At 59.4% G+C, this 17632-nt stretch carries 18 protein-coding genes and 1 tRNA gene; 13 read left to right on the forward strand and 6 right to left on the reverse strand.

The annotated features are described in order from the left end of the window. The first annotated feature begins 90 nt into the window (after nt 1-90). Nucleotides 91-1353 carry an ATP-dependent Clp protease ATP-binding subunit ClpX gene (gene clpX / locus AADA04_RS06700; protein WP_340692478.1) on the forward strand — a complete coding sequence of 421 codons (1263 nt, stop codon included), beginning with the start codon at nt 91-93 and terminating at the stop codon, nt 1351-1353. Nucleotides 1354-1494: 141 nt separating this feature from the next. Here the strand turns inward: clpX and glnA are convergent, their stop codons facing one another. Together glnA and AADA04_RS06710 are read right to left on the reverse strand one after the other, a co-directional pair. Beyond that, nucleotides 1495-2898: a type I glutamate--ammonia ligase gene (glnA, locus tag AADA04_RS06705; RefSeq protein ID WP_340692479.1), complete on the reverse strand. Its 1404-nt coding sequence runs from the start codon at nt 2896-2898 to the stop codon at nt 1495-1497. Between the two features lie 58 nt (nt 2899-2956). Further along, entirely contained in the window at nt 2957-3295 is a 339-nt protein-coding gene (locus AADA04_RS06710; RefSeq protein WP_034743224.1) for a P-II family nitrogen regulator, read from the reverse strand. Between the two features lie 244 nt (nt 3296-3539). On the opposite strand from AADA04_RS06710, the gene AADA04_RS06715 reads away from it, so the two are divergent. The 6 genes from AADA04_RS06715 (at nt 3540) to AADA04_RS06740 (ending at nt 9243) form a co-directional block, all read left to right on the forward strand. After that, on the forward strand, nt 3540-4310 hold the full coding sequence (locus tag AADA04_RS06715; protein WP_340692480.1) for a Coq4 family protein: 771 nt from the start codon (nt 3540-3542) through the stop codon (nt 4308-4310). Next, nucleotides 4307-4846 carry a histidine phosphatase family protein gene (locus tag AADA04_RS06720; RefSeq protein ID WP_340692481.1) on the forward strand — a complete coding sequence of 180 codons (540 nt, stop codon included), beginning with the start codon at nt 4307-4309 and terminating at the stop codon, nt 4844-4846. The genes AADA04_RS06715 and AADA04_RS06720 overlap by 4 nt, the downstream gene beginning before the upstream one ends. Before the next feature lie 9 nt (nt 4847-4855). Further along, nucleotides 4856-6298 carry an NAD(P)H-hydrate dehydratase gene (locus AADA04_RS06725; RefSeq protein ID WP_340692482.1) on the forward strand — a complete coding sequence of 481 codons (1443 nt, stop codon included), beginning with the start codon at nt 4856-4858 and terminating at the stop codon, nt 6296-6298. Nucleotides 6299-6361: 63 nt separating this feature from the next. Then, a tRNA-Leu gene (locus AADA04_RS06730) sits at nt 6362-6446 on the forward strand. 144 nt (nt 6447-6590) lie between these two features. Continuing rightward, the gene (gene tig, locus AADA04_RS06735; protein ID WP_340692483.1) at nt 6591-7928 is read left to right on the forward strand and encodes a trigger factor; all 1338 of its coding nucleotides are present in this window, start codon (nt 6591-6593) and stop codon (nt 7926-7928) included. 154 nt (nt 7929-8082) lie between these two features. Further along, entirely contained in the window at nt 8083-9243 is a 1161-nt protein-coding gene (locus tag AADA04_RS06740) for a DUF2336 domain-containing protein (RefSeq protein ID WP_340692484.1), read from the forward strand. Here AADA04_RS06740 and AADA04_RS06745 read toward each other — a convergent pair. After that, nucleotides 9240-9923, reverse strand: coding sequence for an EAL domain-containing protein (locus AADA04_RS06745; protein ID WP_340692485.1), 684 nt, complete (start codon nt 9921-9923; stop codon nt 9240-9242). The genes AADA04_RS06740 and AADA04_RS06745 overlap by 4 nt on opposite strands. Nucleotides 9924-10038: 115 nt before the next feature. Here AADA04_RS06745 and AADA04_RS06750 point away from each other — a divergent pair, with 115 nt between their 5' ends. After that, complete coding sequence (locus tag AADA04_RS06750; protein WP_340692486.1) at nt 10039-10842, forward strand: NUDIX hydrolase; 804 nt, start codon at nt 10039-10041, stop codon at nt 10840-10842. Here the strand turns inward: AADA04_RS06750 and AADA04_RS06755 are convergent, their stop codons facing one another. Both AADA04_RS06755 and AADA04_RS06760 read right to left on the reverse strand, forming a co-directional pair. After that, on the reverse strand, nt 10843-11448 hold the full coding sequence (locus tag AADA04_RS06755) for an Hpt domain-containing protein (protein WP_340692487.1): 606 nt from the start codon (nt 11446-11448) through the stop codon (nt 10843-10845). 37 nt (nt 11449-11485) lie between these two features. After that, nucleotides 11486-12253, reverse strand: a complete 768-nt coding sequence (locus AADA04_RS06760; RefSeq protein ID WP_340692488.1) for an NAD kinase — start codon at nt 12251-12253, stop codon at nt 11486-11488. Between the two features lie 168 nt (nt 12254-12421). Here AADA04_RS06760 and AADA04_RS06765 point away from each other — a divergent pair, with 168 nt between their 5' ends. Together AADA04_RS06765 and hemA are read left to right on the forward strand one after the other, a co-directional pair. Next, nucleotides 12422-13198: a class II aldolase/adducin family protein gene (locus AADA04_RS06765; RefSeq protein ID WP_340692489.1), complete on the forward strand. Its 777-nt coding sequence runs from the start codon at nt 12422-12424 to the stop codon at nt 13196-13198. 109 nt (nt 13199-13307) lie between these two features. Beyond that, entirely contained in the window at nt 13308-14525 is a 1218-nt protein-coding gene (gene hemA / locus AADA04_RS06770; protein WP_340692490.1) for a 5-aminolevulinate synthase, read from the forward strand. Nucleotides 14526-14565: 40 nt separating this feature from the next. Here hemA and AADA04_RS06775 read toward each other — a convergent pair whose 3' ends face one another. Further along, nucleotides 14566-14970: a MucR family transcriptional regulator gene (locus AADA04_RS06775; protein ID WP_340692491.1), complete on the reverse strand. Its 405-nt coding sequence runs from the start codon at nt 14968-14970 to the stop codon at nt 14566-14568. A 220-nt stretch (nt 14971-15190) separates the two neighbouring features. On the opposite strand from AADA04_RS06775, the gene glyA reads away from it, so the two are divergent. From glyA to AADA04_RS06790, 3 genes are read left to right on the forward strand one after another with little or no spacing between them, the layout of a single operon-like run. Then, nucleotides 15191-16498 carry a serine hydroxymethyltransferase gene (glyA, locus tag AADA04_RS06780; protein ID WP_340692492.1) on the forward strand — a complete coding sequence of 436 codons (1308 nt, stop codon included), beginning with the start codon at nt 15191-15193 and terminating at the stop codon, nt 16496-16498. Between the two features lie 6 nt (nt 16499-16504). Continuing rightward, a complete protein-coding gene (gene nrdR / locus AADA04_RS06785; protein ID WP_340692493.1) occupies nt 16505-16975 on the forward strand; it encodes a transcriptional regulator NrdR in 471 nt (156 codons plus the stop codon). After that, a complete protein-coding gene (locus AADA04_RS06790) occupies nt 16972-17619 on the forward strand; it encodes a RibD family protein (RefSeq protein WP_340692494.1) in 648 nt (215 codons plus the stop codon). Before nrdR ends, AADA04_RS06790 begins: the two co-directional genes overlap by 4 nt. The last annotated feature ends 13 nt before the right edge of the window (nt 17620-17632 follow it).

The following is a 17632-nucleotide window of genomic DNA, read 5'->3' on the forward strand; positions in this document are numbered from 1 at the left end:
AGGGTGGGCCATGACCCTTATTGTCATATTAAGAAACCGGGTGAGGGCGCTTAAAGGCCCCGTTAAACCTTACCCGGCATTGAGGACGGCATGACCAAGCAAAACGGCTCAGGCGATTCGAAGAATACGCTATATTGCTCTTTCTGCGGAAAGAGCCAGCACGAAGTTAAGAAGCTTATCGCCGGACCTACGGTGTTCATCTGCGACGAGTGCGTTGAACTGTGTATGGATATCATCCGCGAAGAAAACAAAACGGCGATGGTCCGGTCACGCGAAGGCGTGCCGACACCACAGGAAATCTGTGACGTGCTGGATGACTATGTCATCGGGCAGCGACATGCGAAGCGCATCCTATCCGTCGCCGTGCACAATCACTACAAGCGCCTGTCGCATGCCGGCAAGACGGACGGCGTAGAGCTGGCAAAATCGAACATCCTGCTGGTTGGCCCAACCGGTTGCGGCAAGACGTTGCTGGCGCAAACGCTGGCCCGCATCCTGGACGTGCCATTCACCATGGCCGACGCGACGACACTGACCGAAGCCGGTTATGTCGGCGAAGATGTCGAGAACATCGTCCTGAAGCTGCTGCAATCGGCTGACTACAATGTCGAACGTGCCCAGCGCGGCATCGTCTATATCGATGAGATCGACAAGATTTCGCGCAAGTCGGACAATCCCTCCATCACACGTGATGTGTCGGGTGAAGGCGTCCAGCAGGCGCTGCTCAAGATCATGGAAGGCACGGTTGCTGCCGTACCGCCGCAGGGCGGTCGCAAGCATCCCCAGCAGGAATTCCTGCAGGTCGACACGACGAACATCCTGTTCATCTGTGGCGGTGCCTTTTCCGGGCTCGACAAGATCATCTCCTCGCGCGGCGAGAATGCCTCGATCGGCTTTGGCGCTTCGCTCAAGGATCCGGAAGCACGCGGCGTCGGCGAAATCCTGCGCAACACGGAGCCGGAAGACCTCCAGCGCTTCGGCCTGATCCCCGAATTCATCGGCCGCCTTCCGGTCATCGCGACCCTGGAAGACCTCGATGAAGGCGCGTTGATCGAGATCCTGACCCAGCCGAAGAACGCGCTGCTGAAGCAGTACCAGAAGCTGTTCGACATGGAGAATGTCTCTCTGACATTCACACCTGAAGCCCTGACAAGCGTTGCGCGTCGCGCGATCGGTCGGAAAACGGGTGCCCGTGGCCTGCGGTCGATCATGGAATCGATCCTGCTCGACACGATGTTCGAACTGCCCAACCTGCGCGGTGTCGAAGAGGTCGTCATCAATGGCGAAGTGGTCGAAGGCAATGCCGAGCCGCTTTATGTCCATTCGAAGAAGAGCCAGCCTGAAGCCGGCTGAGCCATCTGACGCCATCAAGAACAAGAAGCCCTGGACCTTCGGTCCGGGGCTTTTTCTTTGGCGAACATGTCTGGGACAAAGAAAAAGGCCGACACCCGAAGGTGCCGGCCCCACAAGGCTTAAGAGAGAGAGATTCGGCTCTTAAACCTTGTAGTACATTTCGAATTCCACCGGATGCGGGTGGAGCTCATATCGCATGTTCTCTTCCATTTTCAGCTCGATATAGGCATCGATCTGATCATCGTCGAAAACACCGCCCTTGGTGAGGAACTTACGGTCTGCGTCGAGCGCCGCAAGGGCTTCGCGCAGTGATCCACAGACTTGCGGGATCGCCTTGGCTTCTTCTGGCGGCAGATCGTAGAGATCCTTGTCCATGGCGTCGCCGGGATGGATCTTGTTCTCGATGCCATCGAGACCGGCCATGAGCAGCGCGGCGAAAGCCAGGTACGGGTTGGCAGCCGGATCCGGGAAGCGCGTTTCGATACGCTTGGCTTTCGGGTTGGAGCCGAACGGAATGCGGATCGAAGCCGACCGGTTGCGGGCCGAATAGGCCAGCATGACAGGCGCTTCATAACCCGGGACCAGGCGCTTGTAGCTGTTGGTCGACGGGTTGGTGATCGCGTTCAGCGCCTTGGCGTGCTTGATGATGCCGCCGATATAGTAGAGGCACGTTTCGGACAGGCCGGCATATTTGTCGCCGGCGAAGAGGGGCTTGCCGTCATTCCAGATCGACTGGTGGACGTGCATGCCGGAGCCATTGTCCGCAAACATCGGCTTGGGCATGAAGGTTGCCGTCTTGCCATACGATGCCGCCACGTTGTGGATGACATATTTGTAGAGCTGCAGGCGGTCGGCCATGACGGTCAGGGTTGAGAATTTCAGGCCCAGTTCGTGCTGGGCAGGCGCCACTTCATGGTGGTGCTTCTCGGGATCGAGGCCGATGTCGAACATCACCGACAGCATCTCGCTGCGCATGTCCTGTTCGGAATCGATCGGCGGCACCGGGAAGTAGCCACCTTTAGGACCTGGGCGGTGGCCCATGTTGCCCATTGGGTATTCCTTGCCGGTATTGATCGGAAGTTCCGTCGAGTCAAAGCTGTAGCCGGTATTATGCGGCTCGACGGACCAACGCACGTCGTCAAACACGAAGAACTCTGCCTCAGGGCCGAAGAACACCGTGTCACCAACGCCCGATGCTTTCACGTAAGCTTCGGCTTTCTTGGCGGTCGTACGCGGATCGCGATTGTAAGGCTGGCCCGTGACCGGATCGAGCACGTCACACATCACTGCCAGCGTCGTTTGCTGGAAGAATGGGTCGATCATGGCCGTGTCCTGATCCGGCATCAGCAGCATGTCGGATTCGTTGATCGCCTTCCAGCCCGCGTCGGACGAGCCGTCGAACATCTGGCCTTCGGAGAAGAAATCGTCTTCGACCATGTTCTTGTGGAATGTCACGTGCTGCATCTTGCCGCGCGGATCGGTGAAACGAAGATCGACGTATTGTACGTCTTCGTCTTTCATCATTTTGATTAGCTTGTCAGCCATTGGATTTGCCCTCCAGGATTGTGCGGTTTGCTGAGTTTAGAATGTTACTATTACAGGATTAGAGCGCAGCGTCGCCTGTTTCTCCGGTGCGGATTCGCACAGCCTCGAGTACGGCCGAAACGAAGATCTTGCCATCGCCGATCTTGTCGGTGTGCGCGGCTTTCTTGATGGCTTCGACCGCGCCTTCGACAGCGCTGTCAGCCAGAACGATTTCGATTTTGAGTTTTGGAAGGAAATCCACGACATATTCTGCGCCGCGATAGAGCTCGGTATGGCCCCGCTGCCGACCGAAGCCCTTGGCCTCGATGACTGTCATGCCCTGCAAGCCGATTTCCTGCAGTGCTTCTTTTACGTCGTCCAACTTGAACGGCTTGATGATTGCTTCGATTTTTTTCATGGCCCGTGTTCTCCCAGCCGCTGAATTGATATTGATTTTGGGTAAGCTCACTCAGCCTGAGAGGCGAGCACAAGATACCGAAACGGCGGGTGATTGGGATGTGTGGTCGAATATTGGACATTGGTGCCCAAAAATTGGGCGCCGAGTGAGCGCATCCGACAAAGAAAAATGACGCCAGCGTCACTTTTATTGTCAGGCGGCATATGGTATCCAATAGGAGAAGTTGCAGCGAGAACAGAATTCAATGACCGAAGTGTTCATCCATCCAGATCGCCGTCCGGCCAAGTTTCGCCCGCTGGTCGCCTGGAAGCATATGCAGAATCTGATCGCCGACAAGGAAGACACCGAACAGGTCTTTCACATTATCGAATCGCTCAACGGACGGTCGTTCGAGAAGAATTTCCACGCCTTCGCTGCCAGCGATGAGGGACAGGCACTGCTCGCGAAAAAGGAATACCTGCCGCCGCTGCTGGATGATCACGACTGGATCCGGGCGCTGCCGGATGGCACGGTTGGCCGCGCCTATGTCGATTTCATGGAGCGCGAAGGGCTCACGGCTCAGGGACTTGTCGAGGAAAGCGAGAAATTCAAAGGCGCGATGCGCGACTTTGATGACGACTATTACTGGTACGGCAACCGCCTGCGCGATACGCACGACCTGTTCCACGTGCTCTCCGGATATGGCCGCGATGCGCTCGGCGAAGCCAGCCTGCTCGCCTTTACCTACAGTCAGAACCCGGGAATGGGCGTGATCTTCATCTCCTTCATGGGCGCCCGCCAGATCATGAAGAGCGTTCCGAAAGAAGCGCGCGTGATGGATTGCTTCCGGGAAGGCAAGTGCAACGGCGCTGCAGCCTCCCGCATCGTGAGAGAAGACATCATCGCGCTTTTGCATGAACCCCTCGAAGCCGCCCGTGCGCGCCTGAACATCGCCAAGCCCGTCGCCTACCTGCATGCGCTGGACGTGTGTGCCGACATCGGCATCGAGGCTGACCAGATTCAGATCGCCGCATGATTTATCTTGTTCGGCACGGCGAGGCCGCGGCCGGTTGGGGTGATCACCCTGATCCGGGATTGAGCGAACTGGGACAGAAGCAGGCAGCCGCAGCAGCGGACGCCTTGATGGCGCTCGGCGCCACATCAGCCATTTCCAGCCCGATGCTGAGATGCCGGGAAACAGCCCTGCCGTTCGAACAGCGCATGGGTCTGGTCGCTACCGTGGTGCCGGAAGTCTCCGAGATTGATACGCCGGACGGCATTGATGACCGCGTCACCTGGCTCCGCACGCTTATGGCGGGGGAGTGGCAAGGCGGCTCGCATAATTTTGTCGACTGGCGCCGTGCCATGCTGGACTTTGTCTCGGGGCTTCCGGATCAAACAGTGGTTTTCTCGCACTTCGTCGCAATCAATGCGCTTGTCGGGATGATCGAGGAGGATCCACGGGTTGTCGTGTTTCGTCCGGGACATTGTTCTGTAACGCAATTGGCGCGGGCAAGCGGCGCACTTTCTGTTGCTGAATATGGAAGCGAATCCGCAACACGCGTGTTATGAGGTCGCCCCATGGGCAGACCAATCATTACACCACAGGAAATGACCGCCGCTGAGCAGGCGGTCTTCGCAGCAGGTACAGATAGTTTTGAAGTCATGACGCGCGCTGGCACAGCCGTCGCGGAATTCCTTCATGCGCGCTGGCCTGAGGGCAGGGTCCAGGTCCTTTGCGGGCCGGGCGGCAATGGTGGCGACGGATTTGTCGCGGCCGCCCGATTGGCCAAATTGTGGCGCAAGGTCGACGTGTTCTGCTCAGTGGACATCGCGTCGCTGACCGGTGATGCCGCCAAGGCAGCGGCGCTCTGGGAGGGCGAGGTTCATCCGCTCGAAGCGGCGGTACAGGCACCGCATGACCTGGTTCTTGATGCCCTCTTTGGCGGCGGCTTGTCGCGGCCCCTCGACGGGATCGCGGCGGAGCTGGCGCAGCGCGGCGGCAGGGTCATTTCGGTTGACGTGCCATCAGGCATCGATGGACTGACGGCCCGGCCGCTCGGCCCCTGTTTCCGCGCCGAAGGAACGATGACGTTTGCGGGCCTGCGACCGGCGCATGTTCTTCAGCCCGCAGCGAGCTTTTGCGGACTGGTCGCCGCGGCCGATATCGGTGTGCCGGTCCCGACGTCTGCCTTCGAGAACAGTCCAATGCTATGGGCGCCCATCATGCCGCGGCCGGGGCAGGCCGTTTACAAGCATCAGCGGGGCCATCTCAAGGTCGTCAGCGGCCCGGCATCGGCGACAGGTGCGGCGCGCCTGTCTGCCATGGCGGGACTCAGGGTCGGGGCCGGCCTGGTGACGGTCCTGTCGCCGCCCGGCGCGGTCGCCACGAATGCGAGCCACCTGACGGCTGTCATGTTGCAGGCCTTCAATGGCACCGAGGACCTCGAATCGGCTGCAGCGGCCGCCCAGGTCATCGTGATTGGCCCGGCTGCCGGCATAACGCCCGCGACCCGTGCCAATGTTGAGGTCCTGCTGAGATCAGATGCGCGGGTCCTGCTCGATGCCGATGCGCTGACTGTCTTTGACAGCGCGCCCAAGTCCCTCTTCAAGCGATTGCGGCCTGACGACATCATGACACCCCATGTCGGTGAGTTCCGTCGGCTCTTCGGAGATATCGGTGAATCCGAGGTCAACAAGATCGAGACGGCGCGGCGGGCGGCCCGGGAGGCGGGATGCGTTGTGCTGCTCAAGGGAGCTGATACCGTGATTGCGGCGCCTGATGGACGCGCGATCGTCAACATACATGCGACTCCCTGGCTGGCGACAGCGGGTTCAGGCGATGTGCTGGCAGGACTGGTTGCCGGTCTCATGGCACAAGGCATGCCCACGTTCGAGGCCGCGGCAATGGCCGCCTGGCTGCACGGTGAAGCCGGCAGGCGGGTCGGAGCAGGGCTGGTTTCAGAGGACCTGGAGCGGCGAATCCCGGCCATTCTTGGCGCACTGCACGGCGAAAAAGCCTGAAAAACCGGGCCCATGGTGTTTCCTGTTGAATCGCCCTGCAGGCTCGCGTAGGAACCGCCCATCGCGGGTGTGGCGGAATTGGTAGACGCACTGGATTTAGGTTCCAGCGCCGCAAGGCGTGGAGGTTCGAGTCCTCTCATCCGCACCAGGCTCCTGAACATGCAGCATATCCGGCAGAGTCTGCGTGGACAGGGGCTTTCGCGTATGACATAAGCCGCGCCTTCAGACAGGTTTCACACAGCCTCCAGCGTGCTTTTTTGCCTCGCGACCCCAAAAACGGATGAATAAACCAATGGAAGTTACCCAGACCAAGGCAGAAGGTCTTAGCCGCACATTCGAAGTGAAGGTTCCGGCGAGCGAACTCAAAACGAAGCTTGATGAGCGGATTGAAGAAATTCGTCCGCAAATGAAGCTCAAAGGGTTCCGCCCGGGCAAGGTGCCAGCTGCGCACGTTCGCAAGATGTTCGGTCGCGACCTGATGGGCGAATTGGTCAACAAGCTTGTCGACGAGACCAACCAGAAGGCGCTCGAGGAAAACGAACTGCGTCCTGCGGGCCAGCCAAACGTCCAGCTCGATGCCGACATGGAAGCCGTCGTCAAAGGCGAGGCAGACCTTTCCTACCAGATGCATATCGATGTGATGCCCGAATTCACGCCTGCAGACATTTCGGCCCTCGCGATCACGCGTCCCGTGGCCGAAGTGTCCGACGAGCAGATCGATGAGGCCCTCGGCCGTATCGCCGAGCAGAACATCCAGTACGAGCCACGTGCCAAGACGGCGAAAGCCAAGGATGGCGACGCTGTTGTCATCGACTTCGTCGGCAAGGTTGACGGCGTTGCGTTCGAAGGCGGCACGGCTGAGCAACAATCCGTTGTTCTCGGCGCCAACCGGTTCATCCCGGGCTTTGAAGAACAGCTGCTCGGTGTCAAAACCGGCGAAGAAAAAGAACTGAATGTCACGTTCCCCGAGGACTATCCATCGGCGGACCTGGCTGGCAAGGCTGCCGTGTTCGAAGTCAAGGTGAGCGAAGTCCGCGCACCGAAATCACCTGAACTGGACGACGAGTTCGCAAAAGGTCTCGGCCTCGAGGACCTGGCGCAGCTCAGGGGGCTCGTGAAGGACCAGCTCAAGGCTGAACATGACACTGTCTCGCGCGCCAAGGCGAAGCGCGACCTGTTGGACAAGCTGGACGACGCGCACGATTTCGATCTGCCGCCGAACATGGTCGAGCAGGAATTCAACCAGATCTGGCAACAGCTGCAGACCGAAATGGACGCCGGTCGCGTTTCGGATGAAGACAAGGCCAAGTCGGAAGACGAGCTGAAAGACGAGTATCGCAAGATTTCCGAACGCCGCGTGCGCCTCGGCCTCGTGCTCGCTGAAATCGGCCGCATCGCCGACGTTCGGATCACCGAGCAGGAAGTGAACCAGGCCCTGATTGCCGAAGCCCGCCAATATCCGGGCCAGGAAAAGCAGGTCGTCGAATTCTTCCAGAAGAACCCGAATGCGATGGCCCAGCTGCGCGCGCCAATCTACGAAGACAAGGTTGTCGATCACATCCTGACGACGGCCAAGGTCACTGACGAGACTGTGTCTCGCGAGGACCTCTTCAAGGAAGAAGACGACTAGTTTTAGACCAATCCTGAACAAAAACAAAGGCGCCGGGCTTCAGAAGTGAAGTCCGGCGCCTTTTGTTTGCACGACACTGGGCAAGGCTGGTAAACGCTGTGTTAACCGCACTAGGCGAAGTTGACCGATAGCGATTCTGAAGGAATACGGCCCAATGAGCGTTCAGAGCATAAGACCGCAACTGACCGAGCAGGATATCGAACGCCTGATGCGGGGGGAAACCCCTGAGCAGCGCGCGTCGGTGGCGCACAGGGTGTGCCGGCGCATCGCGCTGGACGTGCTGAGCGACCGGGAAAAGGCCTTCGCCGACGAGATCATGGGTATCCTCGCTGAGGATTCCGCCGATCTTGTTCGCCGAACACTGTCCGTCACACTGAGAAATTCACCTGTTCTGCCACGCGCAATCGCGCTGAAACTGGCCCAGGATATCGAAGCTGTCGCCATCCCGGTGCTTCAGGATTCGCCGGTCTTTACCGATGAGGACCTGATCGAACTGGTGCTTGCCGTGACCGCAGCCAAACAGGCCGCGATTGCCAATCGGGAAACGCTGTCGATTACGCTTACGGAGGTCATTTCCGAACATGGCGCCGTCGAGGCCGTCAGGGCTGTGTCGAGGAATGAAGGTGCCGAATTCAGCGACAAGGCCTTTGACGACACGCTTCGGCGTTTCGGTCAGGACGAGATTGTCCAGACCGGCCTGATCAAGCGGGAATTCATTCCGACGCACATCGCCGAGAAGATGGTGTCGCTGGTGTCAGGCCAGTTGTTCGACATGCTCGTCAACCGGCACGAACTGCCGGCCCAGATGGCGATTGACCTTGCGGGCAGCGCGCGCGAACGCGCGACGATAGACCTTGTCGAACAGGCGGGGCGCACTCACGACTTGCCGCGCTTCGTTTCACAGCTGAACCTCAATGGTCGCCTGAGCCATTCGCTCATCATGCGTGCGCTCTGTTGCGGGCAAATGCCATTCGTCGAGCATTCGCTCGCCGAACTATCGGGCGTAGGCCATCAGCGCGTCTGGCTGATGATCCATGATGCAGGCCCGCTCGGCCTGCAGGCTGTGTTCGATCGCGCCGGCCTGCCACGCAAGATGCTTCCGGCGTTTCGGGCGGCCGTGAACGTCTTCCATGAAACCAGCCATGATGGTGGTCCGAATGATCGGGCCCGTTTCCGCGCCCGCATGATCGAGCGCGTGCTGACGCAGTTCCAGGCCATCCCGAAGGACGATCTCGAATACCTTCTCGACAAGCTCGACTATTATTCGGAAATGGCTGCCGAGGAAGACGTCGAGCAGGAAACAGACGCGGCCTAGGCGTCAGTTCTCGGGCGCGTGGCAGCATGAACGCCGATATTGGCCAGGTATTCACCGTCGCGCCAATGTGCGTTCTCAGCCACGATCAGGATGCCGGACGCATCTGCAACTTCGACCAGGTCCAGCAAGTCGCCATTCGTTTCCAGCGCGCGAGCGTCTACGCGAATCGTATCAATCAGCAGGCGGAGAGAATCGTTGAGTGGTGTCTGCCACGAACGCCGCATGTCGATTGCGACGCGGAAACCATGGCGGCGCAAGAGTCCGACGCGGCTGACATAATCGCTGACACCGCCCGCGAAGGCCGAATCCGAGAATTCGAGGCAGACTTCCTGTTGACAGAGCGAGGTCCGACGGATTGCTGCGTCACAGGCAACAGCCGTGTTGGCATGCGCGAGCGACGCGACCGGTGCGGGAACGAGGATAGGCCGCTGGCTTGCAGGCTGGCCATGTGTTGCGCTGGCAATGCGCGTCAACTGTTCTGACAGCCATTTCGCGGGGTTCGCCACTTCAGTTGGCTGGGTGCGCGGACCGAACACGACGCGCTCTTCGAAGGCCAAAGGCGTTTCGCAAACCTGGCCGAGGGAATCGCCGCTCAACAGGTGGACCACGCTGTGAAAGCGGAACACCGGGGGAGGGGAAAGGCGGCTCTGGCGATCGAGCGGGGATTGAGTGGCGCGCATGGCCTGTGTCCTTTCCTGTGTGTTGTCTATTGCCTTCCCTAAGGGCGAGAGTTGAACATCACGCGCAGATATTCGGCTGTATTTTTGCGAAATTTGACCAATCGAGGTTACGAGCATGACAAAGACCCCTTCGGACCCACGGCTTTCCGCCACTGTCCTGATCATTCGGGACGGCGAAAAGGCGCCCGAAGTGCTGATGGTGAAACGGCACTACGAGATCGATTTTGCGGCGGGTGCGCTCGTGTTTCCGGGTGGCAAGGCGAATGATGAAGACTCGGATTCGGCCTGGGATGCTTTCACGGATGGCGATTTCGGGCCGGTCCAGCAGGATGCGCGGATCGCCGCCGTGCGCGAGGCATTCGAGGAATCCGGTCTCTTGCTGGCGCGCCATGCCAACAGGCGGGGACCCGGCGCGCCACTCGTCGGCCCGGACATTTCTGAAATGCTTGCGCCACATCGCGGCCCGGTCGACAGGCGGGAAGAGAGTTTCCTGGGTCTGATGCGCCAGCATGACCTCGTCCTGGCGCTCGACAGCCTGATCCATTTCGGACACTGGATCACGCCGGAAATGATGCCGAAGCGTTTCGATACCCATTTTTATCTCGCGCCAGCGCCAAAGGACCAGATCGCGGCCCATGACGGTCGCGAGACGACGGATGCGGTCTGGCTCGGCGCGCAGGAAGCGCTCGACATGGAATTGGCCGGAGAGGCCATGATCATCTTTCCGACGCGCATGAACCTGGTCAAACTGGCCCGCGGCACGTCAGTCGCGGACGCTGCCAAGCGGTTCGGATCTGAAGACGTCGTCATGGTTCTGCCGCATGCCGGCAAGAACGAATCTGGCCAGCCATGCTTGTTCATACCGGAAGAGGCTGGCTACGGGCAGACTGTCGAGTTGCTGTCGCGCGTCAACGTCTGACTATTTGCTGGCGGTTTTCGCAGCGACCGTCTGTTCCAGCGCATCGCACACCGCGTCGGCAACCGACGCCGCGCTGTCCCCGGACCCGACACCGACAAAGGCTGCCCGGCACGCTTCGATGTGCAGATTGATCAGGGCCGAGTTTTCACCTGGGTGGGTGTCGCCGAGCAGGGTGCAAAGCGAGCCACACAGCCGGGAAATGGCGGGGTACCCGTAGGAGCCCGCGACACCATGAATGTTGTGCGATGCGGTGAAGACAGCCCGATACGCCTCGGGCGTCGCATCAGCTGACTGTGCGTCCGTCCATGCGGTGATCAGCTTGTCGAGGTCCGCCGTCATCCACGCTTCAAATTGACCTGACAGCGAGTCGACCGCCGCCTCCGCACGGTCGGCCATGTCTGCGGGATCGGCGCTGTGGACGATGTCTGCCTCGGCCTCTGCTTCGGGCACCGGCTCGGCCGGGCGGATCTTGATCACGCGGGAGATGTCGGGCGTCTGAACCTGTTTGGCGTCCGCCGAAGAGGATTTGTTGGCTGGCAAAAATTTTCCAAATAGCTTGCTGATCATCGCTTCGTCCCGAGTTTGTGGGGCAACGGTAACCAGCAAGGCTTAAAAAACCGCTGACAAATCAGGGGCGGCAAATTCAGAAAGCAAATTGTTCGCGCAGTATCCGCTCGTCCAGCGCGTGACCGGTGTCAAACAGCATCGTGAGGCGCCGGTCGCGGCTCTCGCGCACCTGCACATGGACGATATCCCGGACTTCCTGATTGTCGGCAGCAGCGGCGACGGGCCGGCGGTCCGGTGCAATCACGTCAATGTTCACGGTTGCATCATGACGCAGGAGCGCGCCTTTCCAGCGTCGCGGGCGAAACGCGCTCACCGGCGTCAGGGCCAGCAGGTTGGCGCCGATCGGCAGGATCGGGCCGTGGGCCGACAGGTTATAGGCCGTCGAGCCAGCAGGCGTCGCCACCATCACACCGTCGCAGGTGAGTTCTTCCATGCGGATCCTGTCGTCCACCGTGATCTTCAGGCGCGCCGACTGGGCCGTCTGCCGCAGCAGCGAGACTTCATTGATCGCCAGGGCCCGGTGCTGTTTTCCGTGCACGTCAGTGGCGATCATGCGTAACGGAACGATGCTGGCCCGTTCTGCCGCGTTGATACGCTCGACCAGTCCCTCAAGACTGTAATCATTCATCAGGAACCCGACGGTTCCGCGGTGCATGCCATAGACGGCCTTGTTGTCGTCGAACCGGCGCCGCAGCGTGTCGAGCATGGCCCCGTCGCCACCAATCGCGACAATCACATCGGCATCCGCTTCGGACACCTGCCCGTAGCGGCGGATCAATTCGGGCAGGGCGTCCTGGGCTTCAGGACGTTTCGAAGCGAAAAAGGCAAGGCGTGGTTGGGTCATTGCCACCACATGTCGGCGGCGTTGCCTGAATCGTCAAGGATTTCGCCAATTCTTCGGCAGGGAGCCAGCTGCCGCCAAGGGTGCGCTCTGATGACGCCTGTGTCAGGTTTAACTGGCGCCGGGCCGTCATTTCCGCTACTTTCGCGTCAAAATATGGAGGAGATGACTATGGCCGATGGTGCCCAGAATGTGGATGTTCGCGGATCAGTCAGCGCTGAAGAGTGGAAAGCGCGTGTTGATTTGGCGGCCATGTACCGTCTCGTTGCCCTGCATGGCTGGGACGACATGATCTTCACTCACATTTCCCATCGCGTGCCGGGTCCCGAGCATCACTTCCTGATAAATCCGTATGGCATGCTGTTTGAGGAGATCACCGCGTCCTCGCTCGTCAAGGTCGATCTCGATGGCAATGTCATCCAGGAAACCGAATATTTCATCAATCCGGCTGGGTTCACGATCCACTCGGCTGTCCATGCGGCGCGCGACGATGCTCACGTCGTCATGCACTTGCACACGGACGATGGCGTTGCGGTGTCGTGCCAGAAGGATGGCCTCATGCCGCTCAGCCAGACGTCGATGCTGGTGCGTCACGATCTGGCCTATCACGATTATGAAGGTGTCGCGCTGGACCTTGGCGAACGTGATCGTCTCGTCGCCGATCTCGGCACAAAGAACACGATGCTGCTCTACAATCACGGCACCATGTCCGTGGGTGGCACGGCGGCCGAAACCTTCCTGCGCATGTTCTTCCTCGAGCGCGCGTGCACCATGCAGGTCCGGGCGCTTTCGGCTGGACGCGATGGTGTCATCATCGCGCCGGAATCTGTTCAGAACGTTGTCAAAGGCCAGAGCAATCCGGAAGGCACGAACGTGCTTGCCAATCGCCTCGCCTGGCCAGCCTTGCTGCGCAAACTGGATCGCCAGTCGCCCGGATACGATTCCTAAGGGATTTCACGTATGCGACAAAAGCAGCCTTTGTCGTAGTTGAGGATTATCAAGCGGGCGACGCCCGCCTATTTAACCGCCAGACACAGTATAAGGGCGTTCTACAGCCATGAAGCATCTCAAAGCATTCGAAGACGCCCTTGGTGAAATCCATGGCGAAGGCCGCTATCGGGTTTTCATCGACCTTCACCGTCACCGGGGCCGGTTCCCGAAGGCGACGGCCCGATTTGAGGATGGCGAGCGCGAAGTCACGATCTGGTGCTCCAATGACTATCTCGGCATGGGCCAGGATGACGATGTCATCAACGCGATGCATGAGGCGATCGACAGTTTTGGCGCTGGGTCCGGCGGCACGCGCAACATTTCCGGCACGACTCGTTACCACGTCGATCTCGAGCGCGAACTGGCCGATCTGCATGGCAAGGAATCGGCGCTTTTGTTCACGTCGGGCTACGTTTCGAATGAGGCAACGCTGTCGACGCTGGGCAAGATCCTGCCAAACATGATCATCTATTCCGATGCGCTGAACCATGCGTCCATGATTGAAGGCATTCGGCGGTCGGGTCTGGACCGCAGGATTTTCCGTCATAACGACATCGACCATCTCCGCGCCTTGCTCGAACTCGATGATCCGGATCGTCCCAAGTTGATCGCTTTCGAAAGCGTCTATTCGATGGATGGCGATTTCGGGCGGATGGAAGAGCTTTGCGATCTGGCTGATGAATTCAATGCGCTGACCTATCTCGACGAAGTTCATGCCGTCGGCCTCTACGGGCACAATGGGGCAGGGGTGGCCGAGATGCAGGGTCTGGCCGACCGCATCGATATTGTCGAAGGTACGCTGGGCAAGGCTTATGGTGTCATGGGCGGTTATATTGCCGGGCACACGACCGTGATCGACTCGATCCGCTCAATGGCGTCAGGATTCATCTTCACGACATCGACATGCCCGGTCATGGCCGCTGGCGCGCTTGCAAGTGTCTCGAAACTGCGGACGGACGAAGGGCGCCGTTTGCGTTCGGTCCATCAGGCCAATGCGGCGCTGCTCAAGCAGAAGTTCACGGATGCCGGCTTGCCTGTCATGGAATCACCGTCTCACATCGTGCCGTTGCTCGTCGGCGATCCGGAGCGTTGCAAGGCGCTGTCAGATACGTTGCTGTTCGACTTTGGCATCTATGTGCAACCGATCAACTTTCCGACTGTCCCGCGCGGAACCGAGCGCCTGCGATTCACGCCAAGCCCGGTGCATGGCGAGGAGATGATGGACGAGTTGGTCGCTGCCATTCTGGCCGTCTGGAAGCAGCTTGGTCTCGACAAGGCCGCCTGAGGCGATTCGTTTACTTAAACTACATTGAATACTATAAGAATTATGACGACTTCTTCTTGCCGAGGCCAATATCCTTGGCATGCTGCGACCTGAGTTTGGCATAATTAGGCGCGACCATCGGATAGTCTGCAGGCAGGTTCCAACGCGCCCGGTACTCTTCCGGCGTCATGTCGTAGCGCGACCGGAGATAGCGTTTCAGCATCTTCAGCTTGCGACCATCCTCCAAACACACGAGATAGTCCGGCGTAATGGATTTGCCAATGGATACAGCAGGTTCCGGTGCTTCTGCCTTGGGCGTTTGGGCCTTTGACAGATCGATGATCGTGGCATGCACGGTTCTGATCAGTTCAGGCAGTTCCGCCGCAGGAACGGCATTGTTGGCGACGAAAGCCGAGATGATACCCGTCGCCATCTTCAGCACATCAGTGTCGTCGATATCACCCATGTCGCCCTTAGCCCCGTTGCGGTAAATATGCAAAATTCGCCAAGCAATTCAGTCCCGGCAAAGCTCAATACCATATGAATCGAAGTAATGGCACACAATATTCAAGACTGATTGTAAACAAGAATATGACGCGCACATGCAGTTCAAAGCAATTCGTCGCGGTTGCAGCAGGAGTGCAGGCGGCGTAAAGACTTCCTGACCCTTGCCACAGGAGATTCTCATGGCTGATACGGCGGCTCCGGCGCAGACTAAAAACCACGGATTTTTCACAACATCGCTGTCGGATGCAGACCCGGAATTGTTCGCGGCTATCGCCGATGAGCGTTCGCGCCAGCAGCACCAGATTGAACTGATCGCTTCAGAAAACATCGTTTCGAAAGCGGTGCTCGAGGCGCAAGGGTCGATCCTGACGAACAAGTATGCCGAAGGCTATCCTGGCAAACGCTACTATGGTGGCTGTGAATTCGTTGATGTCGCCGAGAACCTTGCGATTGAACGTGCGAAGGCGCTGTTCAATTGCGGCTTTGCCAACGTTCAGCCCAACTCTGGTAGCCAGGCGAACCAGGGCGTGTTCCAGGCGATGATCAAGCCGGGTGACACGATTCTCGGCATGAGCCTTGATGCAGGCGGCCACCTCACGCATGGCGCCAAGCCGAACCAGTCGGGCAAATGGTTCAATGCCGTCCAGTATGGTGTCCGCCGAGAAGATGACCAGATCGACTTCGTTGAGGTCGAGCGCCTGGCGAAAGCCCATCGGCCGCAAATGATCATAGCAGGTGGGTCTGCCTACCCGCGTCAGATCGATTTCAAGAAATTCCGGGAGATTGCCGACGAAGTCGGTGCCATCTTCCTCGTCGACATGGCTCACTTTGCCGGTCTCGTGGCGGGCGGCGCTCACCCGAACCCGCTTGAGCATTGCCACATCGCGACCACGACGACGCACAAGACCCTTCGCGGCCCGCGTGGCGGCATGATCCTCACCAATGACGAGGCCATCGCAAAGAAAATCAATTCGGCGATCTTCCCCGGGATTCAGGGCGGCCCGCTTATGCACGTCATTGCCGCCAAGGCGGTCGCATTCGGTGAAGCCCTCAGGCCGGAATTCAAAACTTACGCCGCACAGGTTGTCGCGAATGCGCAGGCAATGGCGGCTGCTTGTAAATCGGGTGGCCTGGATGTCGTTTCTGGCGGCACGGATACACATCTCGCGCTGATCGACCTGCGTCCGAAGAAGGTCACTGGCCGCGATGCCGAGCACGCGCTCGAGCGGGCATTCATTACCTGTAACAAGAATGGTGTGCCATTCGATCCGGAAAAACCGACCGTCACGAGCGGCATACGGGTCGGTTCGCCAGCGGGCACGACACGGGGTTTCGGCGAGGCCGAGTTCACGCAGATTGGCGAATGGATCGGCGAAGTCGTCGGCGCGGTCGCTGCGGGTGAAAGCACGGCAGTGGAAGACAAGGTCCGCTCCGAGGTCAAGGCGCTGACAGCCCAGTTCCCGATCTATAACGGCTTGGGAGCTTGATGCGTTTTGCGGTGTCCGTTCTGTGGTTCTGAGAATACAGCCGTAAAAGACAGCCGATCGGCTGAAGATGACACAGCTGTGCGTCGTCGCCGCGTTTGCGAAAGCTGCGGTGCCCGGTTCACCACATTCGAACGGGTCCAGTTGCGAGAGATCGTTGTGATCAAGCGCGATGGCAAACGATCGCTTTTCGAACGTGACAAGCTTTTCCGGTCCATCTCCGTCGCCGTGCGCAAGCGCCCGGTCGACCGCGACCGGATTGACCAGATGGTGTCGGGCATCGTGCGCAAGCTCGAGAGTGGCGGCGAGTCCGAAGTGCCGTCATCGCAGCTGGGTGAACTCGTCATGGAGGCGCTGAAACACGTCGATCCGGTCGGATATGTCCGGTACGCCAGCGTGTATCGGGACTTCAAGGATCCGAGCGACTTCGCCCAGTTCATCGAAAAGACGGCACTCGAAGAAGATATCGACGAGTCATGAGCGGTGTGAGGGTTACCCTCAAGATCGCGACCTCGCTTGATGCGCGCATCGCGCTTGCCGACGGCACCAGCCAGTGGATCACGACGAGTGGGTCCCGCGCCCGGGCCCATCAGATGCGCGGCGAACATGACGCCGTCCTTGTCGGCATTGGCACCGTGCTGGCAGACGATCCGCTGCTGACAGCGCGCACCGTTCCGATGCCGAAGAAACAACCCATCCGTATTGTCGCCGATTCCCGTGGGCGAACCCCGAAACACTCGCGGCTCGTGCAGTCCGTATCAAGCGGACCGGTCGTCGTGGCCACGGCGGGACAGCCGCAGGACATTCTGGCGGCCGGTGGTGTCGATATCTGGCGTTGCGGCAATGGCACGCGGGTCGATGTGACCGCGCTCGTGCGCCGCGCGGAAGAGGAGGGGATCGGCTCCATCCTTCTGGAAGGCGGCGGCACGCTCGCAGCGTCATTCATCCGGGCTGGGCTGGTTGACGCGATCGCATGGTTCCGGGCCCCCATCCTCATTGGAGGCGACGGCCTGCCTGCACTTGGTGGACTGGGGCTCGAAAATCTCGCCGCTGCGTCACGCTGGCGCCCTGTCGCGACGGAACGGATTGGAGACGACGTCCTCGACACTTATGTTCGAATTTAGCATAAGTCCCCCG

It is taken from the genome of Hyphomonas sp. (genome assembly GCF_037969335.1).
Taxonomy (GTDB): Bacteria; Pseudomonadota; Alphaproteobacteria; order Caulobacterales; family Hyphomonadaceae; genus Hyphomonas.